Annotated in this window: 18 protein-coding genes; 5 read left to right on the top strand and 13 right to left on the bottom strand. The window is 45.5% G+C overall.

Annotation, left to right across the window (positions count from 1 at the left end; translation table 11 throughout):
- Nucleotides 1-112 precede the first annotated feature (112 nt).
- Together JGK14_RS16710 and JGK14_RS16705 are read left to right on the top strand one after the other, a co-directional pair.
- Nucleotides 113-403, top strand: coding sequence for a DUF1816 domain-containing protein (locus tag JGK14_RS16710; RefSeq protein WP_293177128.1), 291 nt, complete (start codon nt 113-115; stop codon nt 401-403).
- A gap of 634 nt (nt 404-1,037) precedes the next feature.
- Nucleotides 1,038-1,310 (top strand): DUF1816 domain-containing protein, encoded by a 273-nt coding sequence (locus tag JGK14_RS16705; protein WP_293177130.1) that lies wholly within the window; start codon nt 1,038-1,040, stop codon nt 1,308-1,310.
- On the opposite strand, the gene JGK14_RS16700 is transcribed toward JGK14_RS16705, so the two are convergent.
- The 5 genes from JGK14_RS16700 to JGK14_RS16680 form a co-directional block, all read right to left on the bottom strand.
- Nucleotides 1,290-1,487, bottom strand: a complete 198-nt coding sequence (locus tag JGK14_RS16700) for a hypothetical protein (RefSeq protein WP_293177132.1) — start codon at nt 1,485-1,487, stop codon at nt 1,290-1,292. The genes JGK14_RS16705 and JGK14_RS16700 overlap by 21 nt on opposite strands.
- A 457-nt stretch (nt 1,488-1,944) precedes the next feature.
- On the bottom strand, nt 1,945-2,961 hold the full coding sequence (locus JGK14_RS16695; RefSeq protein ID WP_293177134.1) for a J domain-containing protein: 1,017 nt from the start codon (nt 2,959-2,961) through the stop codon (nt 1,945-1,947).
- A gap of 81 nt (nt 2,962-3,042) precedes the next feature.
- On the bottom strand, nt 3,043-3,357 hold the full coding sequence (locus tag JGK14_RS16690; protein WP_293177136.1) for a hypothetical protein: 315 nt from the start codon (nt 3,355-3,357) through the stop codon (nt 3,043-3,045).
- A 373-nt stretch (nt 3,358-3,730) separates the two neighbouring features.
- On the bottom strand, nt 3,731-4,033 hold the full coding sequence (locus JGK14_RS16685; RefSeq protein ID WP_293190556.1) for a hypothetical protein: 303 nt from the start codon (nt 4,031-4,033) through the stop codon (nt 3,731-3,733).
- 122 nt (nt 4,034-4,155) lie between these two features.
- Nucleotides 4,156-5,445 carry a glucose-1-phosphate adenylyltransferase gene (locus JGK14_RS16680; RefSeq protein ID WP_293177138.1) on the bottom strand — a complete coding sequence of 430 codons (1,290 nt, stop codon included), beginning with the start codon at nt 5,443-5,445 and terminating at the stop codon, nt 4,156-4,158.
- Nucleotides 5,446-5,944: 499 nt separating this feature from the next.
- Between JGK14_RS16680 and JGK14_RS16675 the strand changes: the two genes are divergently transcribed.
- On the top strand, nt 5,945-7,411 hold the full coding sequence (locus JGK14_RS16675) for a glycoside hydrolase family 13 protein (protein ID WP_293177140.1): 1,467 nt from the start codon (nt 5,945-5,947) through the stop codon (nt 7,409-7,411).
- Between the two features lie 342 nt (nt 7,412-7,753).
- Nucleotides 7,754-7,963, top strand: a complete 210-nt coding sequence (locus JGK14_RS16670; RefSeq protein ID WP_293177142.1) for a hypothetical protein — start codon at nt 7,754-7,756, stop codon at nt 7,961-7,963.
- Nucleotides 7,964-7,980: 17 nt separating this feature from the next.
- Here the strand turns inward: JGK14_RS16670 and JGK14_RS16665 are convergent, their stop codons facing one another.
- Nucleotides 7,981-8,406, bottom strand: coding sequence for a DUF2358 domain-containing protein (locus tag JGK14_RS16665; RefSeq protein ID WP_293177144.1), 426 nt, complete (start codon nt 8,404-8,406; stop codon nt 7,981-7,983).
- 174 nt (nt 8,407-8,580) lie between these two features.
- On the opposite strand from JGK14_RS16665, the gene JGK14_RS16660 reads away from it, so the two are divergent.
- Complete coding sequence (locus JGK14_RS16660; protein ID WP_293177146.1) at nt 8,581-9,018, top strand: hypothetical protein; 438 nt, start codon at nt 8,581-8,583, stop codon at nt 9,016-9,018.
- A gap of 109 nt (nt 9,019-9,127) precedes the next feature.
- On the opposite strand, the gene JGK14_RS16655 is transcribed toward JGK14_RS16660, so the two are convergent.
- From JGK14_RS16655 to gor, 7 genes are all read right to left on the bottom strand, one after another.
- Entirely contained in the window at nt 9,128-10,366 is a 1,239-nt protein-coding gene (locus JGK14_RS16655) for a histidinol-phosphate transaminase (RefSeq protein WP_293241787.1), read from the bottom strand.
- 160 nt (nt 10,367-10,526) lie between these two features.
- Nucleotides 10,527-11,234, bottom strand: coding sequence for an ROK family protein (locus JGK14_RS16650; protein ID WP_293177150.1), 708 nt, complete (start codon nt 11,232-11,234; stop codon nt 10,527-10,529).
- Between the two features lie 163 nt (nt 11,235-11,397).
- Nucleotides 11,398-12,087, bottom strand: coding sequence for a YqiA/YcfP family alpha/beta fold hydrolase (locus JGK14_RS16645; RefSeq protein ID WP_293177152.1), 690 nt, complete (start codon nt 12,085-12,087; stop codon nt 11,398-11,400).
- A 116-nt stretch (nt 12,088-12,203) separates the two neighbouring features.
- Nucleotides 12,204-12,692 (bottom strand): Spy/CpxP family protein refolding chaperone, encoded by a 489-nt coding sequence (locus JGK14_RS16640; protein WP_293203080.1) that lies wholly within the window; start codon nt 12,690-12,692, stop codon nt 12,204-12,206.
- Nucleotides 12,693-12,716: 24 nt separating this feature from the next.
- The gene (locus JGK14_RS16635) at nt 12,717-13,148 is read right to left on the bottom strand and encodes a hypothetical protein (RefSeq protein WP_293217324.1); all 432 of its coding nucleotides are present in this window, start codon (nt 13,146-13,148) and stop codon (nt 12,717-12,719) included.
- On the bottom strand, nt 13,145-13,735 hold the full coding sequence (locus tag JGK14_RS16630; protein WP_293190570.1) for a sigma-70 family RNA polymerase sigma factor: 591 nt from the start codon (nt 13,733-13,735) through the stop codon (nt 13,145-13,147). Before JGK14_RS16630 ends, JGK14_RS16635 begins: the two co-directional genes overlap by 4 nt.
- 258 nt (nt 13,736-13,993) lie before the next feature.
- On the bottom strand, nt 13,994-15,337 hold the full coding sequence (gene gor, locus JGK14_RS16625) for a glutathione-disulfide reductase (protein WP_293211672.1): 1,344 nt from the start codon (nt 15,335-15,337) through the stop codon (nt 13,994-13,996).
- Between the last annotated feature and the right edge of the window lie 468 nt (nt 15,338-15,805).

The following is a 15,805-nucleotide window of genomic DNA, read 5'->3' as shown; positions in this document are numbered from 1 at the left end:
GCAAATAGTCTCGTGCGATCGCCCGAGTTGCGGACAAAGCTACCCAAATAGTCAAGGATGGGTAGCTTTGTCCATAAATTAAGTTACAGTTTCAAACCCATAAAGAGGAAAAATGCTTGGATTTTATTTATTTGGTCTCTACCTCGCAGTCTTGTCCGTGTTTGCCGGGCCCAGCCGCCGCAGCCCGGATAAATGGTGGGTAGAAATCATCACAGATTTTCCCTACTGTACCTACTATTTTGGCCCCTTCGACACCGACAAAGAAGCCTCCAGCCACACTCCAGGCTACATCGAAGACTTGGAAAGCGAGGGAGCCAAAAGACTTAGCATCCGCATCAAACGGTGTCATCCTTCCGATCTCACCATCTGCGAAAGTGAATTCTCAGAGGGTATTGCTGCTTAATAATTTTGATAGTTCAGACTGCCGAAACCGGGTTTTTTGACTGAAATACTCCCTCTATCGTGAGAAGTATCAGTTAAACATCTCGGTTTTTCCGCGTCAATAGTTCGTCATATCATATGTCGATACCATAACAAAAAAGGTTCGTAGTGCGGACTTCAGTCCGCAGCCAAAGAGCGGACTGAAGTCCGCGCTACGAACAAAAACGGTTTGTAGTGCGGACTTCAGTCCGCAGCCAGAGAGCGGACTGAAGTCCGCGCTACCAACAAAACTGTACAGATATCCGTTCTGTGTGACTTTTCAATTATCTAAAAAGAGAAATAGAAATCGGAAGAAGCAAGGCGAAATCTTCCGCAACGATTTCAGCAATTAAAAACTTCCTCATCGTCGGGCGTGGTTGGTATAACTCAAGCCTCAACAATAAAATTAAGCATCGTTTGATTCTAGTTCTTGCTTTGCGGATTTTTTGGTAGATGTCATTAAAACTCAGCCTCTTCTCCACCAAAATGCTGATGTTAGCCAGCATTGACTCTCAACAATTACGACCGTTAAATCAGCACTGAGGACGAGTCGATCGAGCTATTTGTCCTGCTAACTTAAGGACAGTAAAAACTACTTGACTGCGGGGACACCTACTATGTTTGGACTTTATATATTCAGTATGTACGTCGCTGCTTTCTGGATACTCACTCAACCGATTGGCGGCAGTAGAGGTCGCGAGTGGTGGGTAGAAGTTGACACAGATTCACCCAAACGCACCTATTACTTTGGTCCTTACGAAAGCAAGGATGAAGCTTCTAATAATACCAACGGCTACATCAAAGACTTGGAGAAGAAAGGAGCTAAAAAAATTAGCATTAACATCAAGCAAGGTCGCCAACCCAGTCAGCTAAGAGCTACTGATGAGTAATGCCATTTTTTCAAAATCATGCAATGCCTTCAACAGTTGATAGTTGACTCCCAGAGAGCGATCTTTACCTAGAAGTCGGAGGATTGGAGTAATGAATAGTCTGATTTTAATTTCTGCCTCAAAGGCGGGCGGGTTTTCAACCAATTCTTTCTGGTAAGTGAGCGGGTGTGGCTCCATTCTTCAATCTCTGGCATTTCAACTACAATCTAATAGCAACCCACCTTAGGAATGAGTATTAAATAACTTACAATTTTTATTGTTCTTGTGGGATGGGCGTCCCGCCCGTCCAGATAGGACGGGCGGGACGCCCATCCCACAAATAGGTGTAAATTATTTAATTCCCGATCCTTACACATTGGGTGGACTAAACAGCCCGGACGTTCATTCCGCCCAACAATTTTCTTGTCGCCAGCTTTTTTTAAAGGTATAATATAAAGTTAGGTGTAAGCTAGGTGTCACGAGTCAATTCGTAGAGTGCGCCGCCATTCTTAAATCTCTGGCATTTCACCTACAATCTAATAGCGACGCACCTTACCGATTGGGTGAACTAAACAAACCCAACATTTTTTTGTAGCAACCTTTTTTCTAAACGGTATTAGCCGATCGCACCAGTAGTTGCTTTTGATATTGAAGATTAAAGCCCCATCTGGTTTAAAGTGCTGCGGGGATTAAAAGTGCGATTAGCCTTGATTTTTTCGTAGCATTCGCGTTCTACAGCGGTTAGTTCTTTCGGTGGGACGATCGCAACTTTGACCAACAAATCCGTGCGTTCGTCTTTCTTCGGTTTCGGCCATCCCTTCCCCCGCAACCGCAAAGACTGACCGGATCGCATTCCCGCCGGAAATTTTACAGTTATCATACCTTCAGGCGCCGGCAGTTCAATAGAAGCTCCCAAAACCGCTTCATCGGGAGTTATCGGCACTTCGCAGATCAAATTCTCTCCCTCAAACTGAAAGAAAGCGTGAGGTAAAACTTCTAACTTCAGGTACAAATCTCCCTGCTGCTTCGTGTACGGGTCAATTTGACCTTTGCCTTTCACTCGAATTTTGCTGCCGGTTTTCACTCCCGCAGGAATCGAAACCTCACCAGTAGCAACTCGCTTGGAAGTTCCCCGAAATGCTTCCCCCAGAGTCAGCGAAATTGTCACCTCAGTGTCGCGAGTACCTCCGGCGCTGCGGTTCTCGTAGCCAGCGAAATCTTCAAATCCGCCAAAACCAGTAGGCCCGCCGGTGCCGGTGCGCTGGCTGCTGTAATTCCACTTGCTGCTGCGGCTGCTACTACTACCTCCACTGCTAGCTGCGCGCCCCAGCAAGGCATTAATAAATTCGTCAAAACTGCCGTACTGGCTGAAGTCAACGCCACCAAAGTCTACATTCGTAGCGCCCCCGCCCGGCCATCCGCTGGGAGTTGCCGCCGCTTGCTTCCAGTATTGGCCGTATTGGTCGTATTTTTTGCGTTTTTCTGGATCTGAAAGCACTTCGTAAGCTTCGTTTACTTCTTTAAAACGAGCTTCGGCTTCTTTGTTCCCCGGATTCATATCCGGGTGATATTTCCGGGCTAGTTTGCGAAAAGTTTTTTTTATTTCATCAGCGCTGGCGGTTTTGTTGAGTCCCAAAATAGCGTAATAGTCTTTAAAATCTGTTGCAGCCATTAAGTAATCCTCTCTTTATTAGTTATTAGTTGTTAGTTGTTAGTTGTTAGTTGTTAGTTGTTAGAAAGAATAAATCCCAAATTAGCAGGATGGCGAGTTATAGCAACCACGCCTGACGGTGAGGACGTTCTCGCGTTGCACCTCTTCCTTCTTCCTTCTTCCTTCTTCCTTCTTCCTTCTTCCTTCTTCCTTCTTCAAATTATAGGTTATCAAAGTTTTGGACTCGATCGAGTTCGGTTGTTGCTTGCGGGACATCGCAATTTCCGCACCCCGCTGCTGTTGGAGATTTTGAGGAGTGCTACGTCTTCGCGATTTTGGTGTGGCTGCGATAGCTGAGGCGAACCCGGGAAAGCTGCTGCGGTTGTGGGCGCGATCGCCCGTTGGGTTGACTGCCACTGACGATCGATCTTTTTTTTACGGTGCGCCGTGCGATGGCTACGCCCCGGCTTACGCCTACGAACTTTTCTTTCTTTAGCTTTTCGCTCAATGCAAATCCTAGCAGGTTCTCATCAGCAACTCCCGTTCAATCTGCCGCCTTAATTTTGAGAATATTTTACCATAAAGCGTACATTAATTCAACAACCCTTCTGTATATTTTTTTCTTACCCTACTGGTGCTATACTTTTTTATTTTAACAGCACATCTATAGCTTTAAGTCACAAAATATACCAGAATCTATCTGCTGTCTGTTAACTAGAACACACACTTTGAAAAAAATTAAGATAAAATGGTAGCTCAATAACTTGTTAACGTTACGAGGGTGATAACATCATGAATTATTTGCTAAGTTGGCCTTGCGGCTGCTGCGACGATTGGAAAGATAGTTCCGAAAGTTGTGTGATGCTAAGAAACGGGCAGCGCATTTGTCAGTCGTGCTACGATCGCAAATACAAGAATCAGAAGCAATCCGCCAGACGCAGGCGATCGAACATACGCGTATCACCGCAGACCGTAACAGAGACTGTTCCTTATTAATGCGCCTGAGTTTGAATGAAGCCAAATATTTCGACAGCCTTGCACCAACAGTTGCAATTAATAATGAAGTAAAAAAAATATTTTCTTCATCAGTCATCAGTCATCGGTCATTGGTTATCTGTCACTAATTTATTTATTTATCATCAGTCACTGGCTGGCAGATAACAGATTTTAACTTAAAAAACTAATGACTGACGACTAATGACTAATGACTAATAACTAAATGATAGTTCCATCAGGAATCGTGGCGTTTTTCAGAACTACGACAATGCCGCTGCGGATGTAAAAACCTTGGCTCTCGCGGTTGGCTTCTTCCACTCGGTCTTTATTAATGATTTGAACGTTCCGGCCGATGCGGGCATTTTTGTCCACAATCGCGCGACGAATTGTAGTATCTGCACCGATACCGAGGGCGACGCCACCGTGGTCTAAACTCGAATGCCGTTCCGCGTCGGGTTCGTAGAAGTCAGCACCCATAAGCAGGCTATCTTGAATCGTACATCCAGCTTCAATGCGCGCTCGAACTCCCAACACAGAATGGTCAATGCGGCACTGTTTGAGAATGCAGCCTTCAGCAATAATTGATTCCGTCACGTGAGTATCTAAAAGCTTAGTCGGCGGCAAGAAACGCGGGCGAGTATAAATCGGCGCATTTTCATCGTAGAAACTGAAAGGAGGCTTAGGCTGTTTTGTCAGCGCCAAGTTAGCATCATAAAAAGCCTCAATCGTTCCGATATCTTCCCAATAATCGTCAAACAAATAAGCTTGAACGTTGTGGTCTTTTGAAGAATTCGGAATAATCTCTTTACCAAAATCAGTTTGGTTGGGAGATTCTTTCAGGAGTTTAATCAGAACTTCTTTTTTGAAGACGTAAATCCCCATCGAAGCAATGTAAGGACTTTCCTGAGCCTGCTGCGCTGTCAGTCCCAGTTTAGTAGTATCCACCTGCATTTGTTTGAGCGCATCGCCTTTTGGCTTTTCGCTGAAAGAAATAATGCGGCCGTTGTCGTCGATTTTCATCAAACCAAAATCTGAGGCCCGCTTCTCGTCCATCGGCAAAACGGAGAGGGTGATATCGGCATTGGTTTCGCGGTGTCTATCCACAAACTTTTGGTAGTCCATGCGGTAGAGGTGGTCGCCTGACAGAATCAAGTATTCGTCAACGTCCCACTGTTCTAGCAGCGAAAGATATTGGCGAACTGCATCCGCTGTCCCTTGAAACCAGTTGGGGTTTTCCTGAGTTTGCTGGGCGGCGAGTACCTCGACAAATCCCTCGGTGAAGCCAGAAAACTGGTAAGTGCGAGAGATGTGCCGGTTGAGGGATGCCGAGTTGAATTGGGTGAGGACGTAAATTTTGACTATTTGCGAGTTGATGCAGTTGCTCACAGGAATATCGATGAGGCGATATTTACCTGCGAGGGGAACTGCGGGTTTGGCTCGCAGTTTGGTTAGGGGGTAAAGGCGGGTGCCGACACCGCCACCGAGGATGATGGCTAAGACTTTTTTCAAGGAACTTTCTCCCTAGGATCTATGAACTCTCCAAGTCCAGTGTCGGATGGTGAGGGCTTCTTGACAAGGGGGGGAGCGAGGAAGTTTTGAGTTAGGAGTTCAGTCGCTGGCGCTGAAACCGGGTTGTTTAATCCAAATACTTCGTTCAAACCCTCAACAAAACTTAAAAAACGAGGTTTATGAGAGTTGGAGTGCGTCCGGGACTGGTGTTATGAGTTTTGAGTTGTGAGTTAAAATACTCATCGATCAATCATGGATATTTAAAAAAGTTGGCAGTTTTGAGTTGAAATACCTATCAATAAATAAGGGCTGTTTAATGAAAGAATCAGGTTAGGGCTAGAATCAGTTGTCAATTTTGTGAGATAGACTGCAAATTTGTGTGATATTTTGCGATCGGTCGATCGACAAAACTCGATCGAGCGTCTATTCTCTACCAAAAGCTAGATCTCCTAGAAACATCTGCTAATGTAGCCTAAGCCGTAAAAGACAGGAAAATTGTATGCAAATCCAAACGCCGGACTGGGTTAAACACGCGGTATTCTACCAAATATTCCCCGATCGCTTCGCTAAAAGCAAACAGCCGCGCAAACGCCTGCTGCAAAACTTCATCTGGGAAGAATGGCACGAAATCCCCACCCTCCAAGGCTACAAAGGCGGCGACTTGTGGGGCGTGATGGAACAGCTAGACTACCTGCAAGACTTAGGCATTAACGCAATTTATTTCACCCCGATATTTCAGTCGGCCTGCAATCACCGCTACCACACCCACGACTACTATCAAGTCGATCCGATGTTGGGTGGCAATCCAGCGTTTAAAGAGCTTCTAGACGCTGCCCACGCTCGCAACATCAAAATCGTCCTCGACGGCGTATTCAACCACGCCAGCCGCGGCTTTTTCTTCTTTCACGATATCCTCGAAAACGGCCCCCATTCTCCTTGGGTAGATTGGTTTAAAATAGAAGGCTGGCCGCTATCTGCCTACGACGGTAATTTTCCTGCTAATTACGCAGGTTGGGATGGCAATCGAGCCTTGCCGGAATTCAATCACGACAATCCAGAAGTGCGAGAATACATCATGGAAATTGCCGAATACTGGATTAAATTCGGCATTGATGGCTGGCGGCTAGATGTTCCTTTTGAAATTAAAACTCCCGGATTTTGGCAAGAATTTCGAGAGCGAGTCAAAGCAATTAATCCCGAAGCTTACATTGTCGGCGAAGTTTGGGAAGATGCGAGAGAATGGCTAGACGGCAGTCAATTTGACGGAGTGATGAATTATCTGTTTGCGGCGCCGACTATTGCTTTTGCAGCGGGCGACCGAGTAGATTTAGCTCAAATTGAAGGTCGTTCTTACCATCCATATCCGCCGCTGTTTGCTCAAGAGTACGGCGACAAAATCCAGCACGTTTTGGAACTGTACCCGTGGCCGATACAGCTAACTCAACTTAATTTGTTGGCGAGTCACGATACAGCCCGGTTGATCTCAATTGCTGGAGGCGATAAAGCTAGCGTAGAACTAGCTAATTTGCTGCTGTTAACTTTTCCTGGAGCTCCCAGCATTTACTACGGCGATGAAGTTGGTTTACCGGGTGCCCTCGATCCCGATTCTCGCCGCGGTTTTCCCTTAGAAGCTCACTGGGAACTTGAGGTTTTAGATTACCACAAGCAGTTGATAGCTTTGCGGCACAAATACGCTGCCCTCCGCACCGGAGACTACCAAATTATATTTGCTGAGGGAACGGTTTACGTTTTTGCCCGAATTTTGGGGGATGAGGAAATAGTTGTTGCTGTCAATGTAGCGACTGAAGAGGCAAATGTTAGTTTTGAAGCAGCTACTTTGAAATCTCCTCACGAGAAATTGCTGTTTGGTAAAGGTGAGTTTGTTTGGAAAGGTGAAGGGGAAACTCGGCAGTTAGAATTGATGCTGCCGGCGCGATCGGGCTTGATTTTAGGTTCGGATAATTAGTTTAAAATGTCCGCTAAGGTGCAAGGCGCGGATTGCTTTGTTAAGATAGGTTTGTAGTGAGGACTTTAGTCCGCAATCAGAGGACTTTAGTCCCCATTATACCTCTTGCAAAAGTCATTTTAATCAAATTTTGGAACGGGCAAGATGCCCGTTCCACAAGCAAAAATGGTAGCTGTTCAGGAGGGGGTACGAAGTTGATGGGTTTGAGGTGCCATCAGACCTGAAAAATTGAAGAAATAGGTCTAAACTACCTGGTTGAAATGGCTGGAATCCGCACGATCTCGTTACCCCTCTGAACAGTTACCACGGTGCAAGGAATTTTTTGGTTTTAAAACTGGGGACATGGTACAAGCAACTTTGCCCGCAGGAAAATTTGCGGGTACTCATAGAGGCAGGCTGATTGTCAGAGCGAGTGGAGTTTTTGAAATGATGTGTGCCACAGGAAAAGTCAGTCCAGTTCGTTACAAATACTGTAGGGCAATACACCGCAATGATGGCTATATGTATGCGTTTTCCGCTATTGAGAGAGTGAATTGGCAATTAGAGGCGTAGCGATCGACCTTTTTGGCTTATCTTGGGGTGACATCCTCGCCTTTGCCCAAAAACTGCTGGAGAATCTCTCCGGGATCTCTGTCCCAGGTATCGATATGTTGGTAAATTAAGCCCTCTGGATCCAGCTTGTATGTAGAATAGCCGTTGAAGAAGATCCGAGCTTTCCAGGGTACGCGCAGTATCCCGCGAACAGTCCAAGTTGCCACAATAGTATCAGGGGCTGTCTGACTTACGTCGTGCAGGTCGAAGTAAATCTCGGTGAAAAATAGCTGCCCGTGAAATCGCAGAGTCCAAAAGATAATGCGATAGTTGATTTTTCCTTTAAATTTGTTAACAGGGTCTTGAAAAAAAACATCTTTTGTGTAGATGTCGTAGGAAATGTCTTTCTCAAAAAGCGTCGGGAGATCTGCTTTGAGGATATCTACTATTTGTTTGGCTTGCATTTGATATTATTTGAGAGCGCTGGAGCTACCACCTTGTGACAGTATTATCTGTAAGTTCAAATGGATAATCTCGATCGACAACAAGAGCATCCAAAACTTGATAAATCTAATTATATTGTCCGATCCCGCCTTTGGGCCGATCGGGACTTGTGACATCGAAACCTTGGCACAGATTTGACTGAACACCCCCACTCATCTGACATTCTCGCAGAAATCAACGGCGGCAAGCTGTTGATGGTAGATAGCCGTCGCCGAAACGGTCTAATTTTGATTAAAGGCTTCCATGCGGAGTTTGCCGGGCCTGGTGCTGCCGTTGGAGGTGCTTTTGATGCTGACTCGCAGCAGGCGATTCCTGTGGGGGATTTTTGTTTTGTTTGCCCTCTATCTCCCGCAGAAAGACAGAAAGCTTTCGGAATTAGGCGGCATTGGGTGCGGTTAACGGAACAGTTAACGGCAAAGTCTGTAGCTGCGGAACGCGCACAAATGATTTTAACTCAGTTTGAACAATATTTTGATTTGGAAACGGTGGCACAAATTCCCGATCGAGCTTTGGCACTTTTAGTAGGCGTATTTCCCCAAACCATTCGCGCGGCGCGACAGATTGATAATTAAAAATTACATATATCCTGTCCGGCAAAATAATCCCGATAAGTTCGATCGTTCGGACTTCAGTCCTCTCTCGTTTCCTGAGGACTGAAGTCCGAACGATCGAACCCATTTGTTAAGTCAAAATCGCAGCGAGGCGATCGCAAGTTCGCACATTTTCGTCGGGAGTACCCACGGTAATTCGCAAACCTCCGCCTGTGTGGCGAATTAAAGTACCTTGAGCTTTTAGCTGCTGCATGATTTGTTGGTGTTTTTGTTCTGCCGATTCGCCCTCAGCAGCTTTCACCCGCAGGTAAAGGAAGTTAGCTGCACTCGGCCAAACTTGCAGTTTTTGATGCTGAGTTAGCGCTGCAATTAATTTGGCTCTTTCTGAGATAGTTTCAGGAATTACTGCTAGCAATAACTGCCGCTGGGCGAGGGCAAACTCTGCTGCTGTTTGCGAGAAACTGGGAAGGTTGTAGGGGAGGCGGATTTTTTCTAAGGTGGCTGTGAGTTCGGGATGGGCGATCGCATATCCGACTCTCATTGACGCTAGGCGAAATGCTTTGGAAAATGTTCGCAAAATTATCCAATTCGGATGTTGGTGCAATCTTTCGGCTAAGGTATTTTGGCTGAATTCAAAATAGGCTTCGTCAATTACTACTAAGATATTTTCGGGCAAACTTGACAGCCATTCTATTTCATTGATTGTTAAAGCATTGGCTGTGGGGGAGTTGGGATGGACGACAAAGACGATGCGGACGGGGGGATTTTGATTTTGGTCTATCGCCCTTTTAGCTGCATTGATGTCGATCGCAAAGTTATCTTCTCGGCGCCGGGCACTGACAACGGGAATCCCCAGGGTGGTGGCGGTAATTCCGTACATGGAAAAGGTGGGATTGGCGACGAAAATTGAGCCTGCGCCGCCCAAGCAAGTAGCGATTAAGAGCGATCGAATTAGTTCGTCGGAACCGTTGCCGACTGAAATATTGTCGGCTGTAATAGCTGTTTTTGGCTCTGGAACCCCCCCTAGCCCCCCCTTGTTAAGGGGGGGGACATGAATAGATTCTGCCCCTAGCCCCCCCTTTTTAAGGGGGGGGACATGAATAGATTCAGCGATCGATTCGTTGACGTATTGGGCGATCGCTTCTTTGAGTGCTGCGTGCCCTCCGTCGGGATAGCGATTTGTCTCAATTAGCTGCTGGTAATTCCAAGCTAGCTTTTGCTTTAATTCCGCTGGTAAGTCGTAGGGGCATTCGTTGGTGTCTAGGCGATCGAGTACAATTTCCGAGTGCGCTGATTCTCCTGAAGCGCCGCCCGGATGGGGAGTGTATGCGGTAAGTTCGGCTAAGTCTTTGCGGATAAAGGGAAGCATGGTATGATTTTTGGTCTGAGATTGTAGATTTTATAATTACGATTTGGTTGGTCACTATTAGGATAATTAGTCATTAGTTTATGATGTCTAGCGTATAAATCCTTGATTGTCATCAATAACTAATAAGCTAATGACTAATGACCAATGACTAATGACTATTTTAATCGCGCCACAAAGCAATTCCGCCCAACAAACCGCTGACATTCGGTACTATTTTAACTTGTGGCGGTAAATCAAAAGCAATTTTTTTGGTATTGCCGCCGCCGATGTAAAGGCGATCGCAATTAAAGAGATTTTGCAGGAAGACGAGGGCTCTTTCCAGACGGCGGTTCCATCTTTTGGGGCCGACTGTATCTAAGGCGGCTCGCCCTAATTGCTGTTCGTAAGTTTCCCCTTTGCGAAACGGGTGATGTCCTAATTCTAGATTGGGTACCAAGATACCATCGACAAACAAACCAGAACCGAAACCGGTGCCGAGAGTAATTACTAATTCTACTCCCGTTCCAGCAATTGATCCCAATCCTTGAATGTCAGCATCGTTAGCCACTCGCACAGGTTTTCCCAATCGATCTTTGAGAGTAGTTGCTAGGTCAAAATCGATCCAAGATGGATCTAAATTGACTGCGGTTTTGATGATACCGCGGGACACGACGCCGGGAAAACCGACGGATACTCGGTCAAATTCGCCTTGTCCGCTGGCCAAAGAGGCTATGGTTTCCAGTATCGGTTCCGGCTTCGGCGGTTGAGGCGTTTCTAAACGGCTGCGTTCCGTTTGGGGTTCACCTTCAGCGTCCAAAACCATAACTTTGATGCCACTTCCGCCAATGTCAACGGCTAAGGTGCGAGTCGATTTATCTTGTTCAGTCATTTGATTTTTGAAACTTGCAAGTTGGTGAGTAGACTTGAGATTTTAGACTTGAGATTTTAGATTTACTCCACACAGGAATCTTGGAGTTTAAACGTTGTCTAAAATTTTTGTTTTTCACGACTTAAGTCGGAGGATTGTATCCATTTTTGGGGATTGTCAAATTTTAATTTTTGAATTTGCAAAAGTTTTGCATTGCTTCCCAAATTTCCGCTAGGACATTTCCCAAAGAATGATCGTCCTCTAGTTCGATTAGTTTCACCCAGGGACGATGCTCTGAAAAACTTCTGCTAGCTTGAATCGGTACGATCGTATCATGCTTGCCGTGCAGAATTAACGTCGGGACTGAGCGCATTAATTTTTCTTCAGGGTATTGAGCCATATCTGTCACAAATTCATAATTCAACGGCAAATAGCGCTGTTCGCCGTAGTGGTAAACTGGCAAATATTTCTCAGACTGCCACTTTTCTAACTGTTGCTGTCCCAACTGTGGCAGCCAATGAGAGAGAAATTGAAAAGCCGGTGCTAACAAAACTATTTGTTTTATTGATAATTGTCGCTGGGCCAGCCAAGCCGCTGTCAGCCCGCCAAAACTAGACCCAATGATGGTAACTTCCCCTAAATTTTTTACATTTTCTACAGATTCGGAGGATTGGGCTTGCAGAAATTCTGTTTCTATTTGGTCTAATTGGCGCGTGAGAGTGAGGCGCGAAAAATCCTTGTGATTGAGATCGGGAGTTTTGAGGTCAATTCCTAGGGAATAAAAGCGATCGCGGAAATATTTAGCCTTAGTTGAATCTGGACTTGACGCAAATCCGTGTAAATAAATGTAACTAGAATCGTTTTGTAGATTCATCCAGAAAATTTGATGAGATTTACCAACTAATTATTTTAACTTAAATTATCGAACTGGCGAGTGCACACCCGACAAGTTTATTTTTTAGTAGGGTGTGCAGTCGGTAGCGGTGTAGATTATTGGGATTTTTGGCTGTTTTGTTTCCTGGTTTTAGCAGCTTCCCTGCGCTGCTGCATCATTTGCGAGAACTGGCTGCGCTGTTCGGGTGTCAGCACTTCTCGCATGGCTAATGTACTTTCAAATTGTACCTCTTCTAACTGCTGCCTCAATCCCATGATTTGGCGGTGTTTGTCGCGCATTTGGCCGACATTTGCTGTCGTACCCGACATCATCGTTTCCAATTCTTGTCTGGCTTGGCGGATTGCTTGCATTCGCTGGGAAACTTGGTCTTTGTAGCGATCGCGAACAGCCTGCATTTTCTGCTTTTGATCGGCGCTTAAATTTAGTTTGTCAAACAGCCCGTTCTCTTTGCCACCAGCTCGATTGGGACGCTGGTTTTGGGCAATTGTTTCCGGTTGAGCGGGGCTGGGAGCGGCGGTTGCAGCGGCTGTAGTACCGAGGGTTAACATTAAAACTGCCATAGCCGAAAATTGGCGCATTGACATGAAAAATTACCTCTTTAAGATTAGTTAATTTGTTGGCGGTTCGGTGTCAGCAGTAACAGGGAAATCAAATAAATTTGTTTGTGGGCGATCGCTCATAGTTGCCGTGCGGGAATCGTTCAATACACCCTCCCAATTATTGACCAGAAATGCTTCCAAGTGAGCCGCTTCATCCGCCTGTAATTGTGCGGTAACTAGGACGCGATAGCCCGAAGCAAAAACTAGCAGGCCAGCGAAGATTGCAGCCGGAAAACCCCACTTGGGAAAACCGAGGAATTTTGAGCTTTTACTAGACTCTGTAAATCGCAAATAGCCGAGACCATTTAGCTCTCTCGCCCTGTCATTCCTATCTATTGCTGCTAAAACTCTTTGCTCAAGATCGGGGGTAGCGTCCGGAACTTTTGGGCTATTTTGCTTCAAGAAATTCACTAATCTTTTGTCGCTATTTTCATCGTTCACAGTTCGTCTACCCCCTGTTTTTGCAAAAATTGTCGCATGGCATTTCGGGCATAAAACACGCGAGATTTAACAGTTCCCGCTGGCATTCCCAGGATTTGGGCTACTTCTTTTTGCGGGATGTCTTCTAAGTCGTGCAGCACCAAAACAGTGCGGTGTTCAAAGCTCAATTGCTCCAGTCCTCGCTGCACTAAATCTTGATAGTGCAACTGCATCAAGTCTGATGTGTTATTATTGGGAATAACGCGATCCATTGTTTCTTGATTTTTGAGTTGGGAGTCAAAAGAATGCTGTTTGGCAAATGCTTTTCTTTGGTCGGATGCCACGTTCCAAGTGATGCGATACAACCAAGTTGAAAAGTTTTCCTGTTGTTTGAGTTTGGGTAATCCTTTCCAGACTCGCAGAAATACTTCTTGGGTTAAGTCGTCTAGAAGTGATGAACCGCAGAGTTGGTAAAGGGTTGACCTGACTTTTTGTTGGTAGCGCCCGTAAAGGTGACGAAAGCAAGTGCGATCGCCCTTTAAGCATTTATCAACTAAGTCGGAGTCGGAACAATCATCGATTAAAACATTGGCTGGCACACCTAACACCTGTGAAGTATCCCTCACCTGTTCGTTATCTGAGGGGTTTAGACAGGACAAGTTCAAAAAAGGTTCAATTTGTTTAAAATATTATTTTGAGCATGAATCCGCTTAGAAGGTCAGTAACAGGCAAGATGCCTGTGCCACAAAATTAACAGGCAAGATGCCTGTGCCACAAAAAACAGGCAAGATGCCTGTGCCACAACAGATAAACTCTCTTGTGGAACGGGCATCTTGCCCGTTTTTCATAATTATGAAATACCCTATTTATCGCAGAGTCACAAACTCTTCAGCAGTCGAGGGGTGAATACCGATCGTCGAATCGAAATCTTTCTTGGTAGCTCCCATATTAACGGCGATCGCCATTCCTTGAATAATCTCGCCCGCGTCTTTCCCAACCATGTGCACGCCCAAAACTTTGTCAGTATTAGTTTCAACAACTAACTTGACAAAAGTCTTTTCATCTGCACCTGTCAAAGCGTGAAACATCGGCCGAAACTTGGCTGTGTAGCACTTAATTGAGTCGGGAAATTTAGCTTTGGCTTGTTCTTCAGTTAAGCCGACTGTAGCAGCTTCCGGCTGGGAAAATACCGCTGATGCGACATTTTCGTGACTGATTGCTCTCGGATTGTTGCCAAATTCCGTATCTGCAAAAGCGCGTCCTTCGGCGATCGCAATTGGCGTTAAATTAATCCGGTTGGTGCAATCTCCGACAGCAAAAATGTGCGGTTGATTGGTGCGGCTGTCTTTGGTAACTGCGATCGCACCTTTCTCGGTTTCAACTCCGGCATTCTCCAAAGCCAGTTTTTCCAAATTGGGCGATCGTCCGGTAGCGCACAAAACTGCGTCTACTGTCAAGGTTTCTTCAGATTTTCCCCACAATTTTAACTTTAAGCCTTCAGGAGTTTTCTCTATCCATTCGATCGAGCTTCCTGTGACGAAATTGATGCCGTGTTTAACCATTCCTTCTTGGACGTTGGCGCGAAGTTCTTCGTCAAAGTAGTGCAAAATGCGATCGCGCCGGATGATTTGAGTTACTTCACTTCCCAAGCCATTCATGATGCAAGCAAATTCAACGCCGATGTAGCCGCCGCCCAAAATTGCCAACCGTTTCGGCTGCTCTTTTAACAAGAAGATTTCGCGGGAAGTGATCGCGTGTTCGATGCCAGGAATATCGATTCTGTGAGCTTCGCCGCCGACAGCAATTAAGATTTTAGCAGCGGTGTATTTTTTGTCACCAACTTCGACAGTGTGGGGGTCGATAAATTTGGCATATCCTGAGATTAATTCAACTCCGGCTTTTTCGAGGAAGCTGATGTGGAGTTTGCTGAGTCGTCGCACTTCTGTGTCTACAGTGGTGACGAGTTTTTCCCAGTTGAAGCTGGTTTCTACAGGGCTCCAACCGTAGCCGATCGCATCTTCGTACAGGTGCGAAAATGTTGAAGCGTACACCATGAGTTTTTTGGGTACACAGCCGCGAATGACGCAGGTGCCGCCTACTAAGTCATTTTCGGCGATCGCCACCTTCGCCCCGTAGGATGCCGCCCGCTTGGAACTCGCCAATCCGCCGGAGCCTGCACCTATCACAAACAAGTCGTAATCGTATGTCATAATTGTCGCTAGTTGCCTATCTCAGTTTTACGGTTTTTGTGCTTTACTTTTTTTAATGATATCTCAAAAAAAATTTCGTTTTTTAGAGGGAGATTGCTTTACTTTTTGCAGTTGACATGATATCATTTAATAATGGAAATATGTGCATTAAATTTAAAATTACTCACACTCCCATTATTAGAGTATAGCACAAGCAACTGGCAAAAAATATATAAAAATGTAACTATTTTTGGGTGGCCGCTAGGGCAGTTTTATTGCAGTCAAACAAATTAGGTACGTAGTTGCGCTTAAGCGCTCTTTATAATATTAGGAAAGAGTGCAAAGAGCATAACAACGTACATTAGCCCAAGCGCGAGCCGACCTTTGAGCTATACTTTTGGTAGTTTTATATTTCCTATCCTGATAATAAAACTATCCACCTCCTCGAAGTCACGGGGAGAGTTGGGGGAAGTCAAAAATTTACGACTC

Origin of the sequence: Microcoleus sp. PH2017_28_MFU_U_A, from assembly GCF_020738035.1 — a bacterium.
Lineage (GTDB): Bacteria > Cyanobacteriota > Cyanobacteriia > Cyanobacteriales > Microcoleaceae > Microcoleus.
This window is presented reverse-complemented; position numbering and strand designations above follow the sequence as displayed.

Bases quoted from the DNA above. Each gene is read 5' to 3' on its own strand.
- JGK14_RS16710 (WP_293177128.1), top strand. From the start codon at position 113: ATGCTTGGATTTTATTTATTTGGTCTCTACCTCGCAGTCTTGTCCGTG.
- JGK14_RS16705 (WP_293177130.1), top strand. From the start codon at position 1,038: ATGTTTGGACTTTATATATTCAGTATGTACGTCGCTGCTTTCTGGATA.
- JGK14_RS16700 (WP_293177132.1), bottom strand. From the start codon at position 1,487: ATGGAGCCACACCCGCTCACTTACCAGAAAGAATTGGTTGAAAACCCG.
- JGK14_RS16695 (WP_293177134.1), bottom strand. From the start codon at position 2,961: ATGGCTGCAACAGATTTTAAAGACTATTACGCTATTTTGGGACTCAAC.
- JGK14_RS16685 (WP_293190556.1), bottom strand. From the start codon at position 4,033: ATGACTGATGAAGAAAATATTTTTTTTACTTCATTATTAATTGCAACT.
- JGK14_RS16675 (WP_293177140.1), top strand. From the start codon at position 5,945: ATGCAAATCCAAACGCCGGACTGGGTTAAACACGCGGTATTCTACCAA.
- JGK14_RS16670 (WP_293177142.1), top strand. From the start codon at position 7,754: ATGGTACAAGCAACTTTGCCCGCAGGAAAATTTGCGGGTACTCATAGA.
- JGK14_RS16665 (WP_293177144.1), bottom strand. From the start codon at position 8,406: ATGCAAGCCAAACAAATAGTAGATATCCTCAAAGCAGATCTCCCGACG.
- JGK14_RS16655 (WP_293241787.1), bottom strand. From the start codon at position 10,366: ATGCTTCCCTTTATCCGCAAAGACTTAGCCGAACTTACCGCATACACT.
- JGK14_RS16650 (WP_293177150.1), bottom strand. From the start codon at position 11,234: ATGACTGAACAAGATAAATCGACTCGCACCTTAGCCGTTGACATTGGC.
- JGK14_RS16645 (WP_293177152.1), bottom strand. From the start codon at position 12,087: ATGAATCTACAAAACGATTCTAGTTACATTTATTTACACGGATTTGCG.
- JGK14_RS16640 (WP_293203080.1), bottom strand. From the start codon at position 12,692: ATGTCAATGCGCCAATTTTCGGCTATGGCAGTTTTAATGTTAACCCTC.
- gor (WP_293211672.1), bottom strand. From the start codon at position 15,337: ATGACATACGATTACGACTTGTTTGTGATAGGTGCAGGCTCCGGCGGA.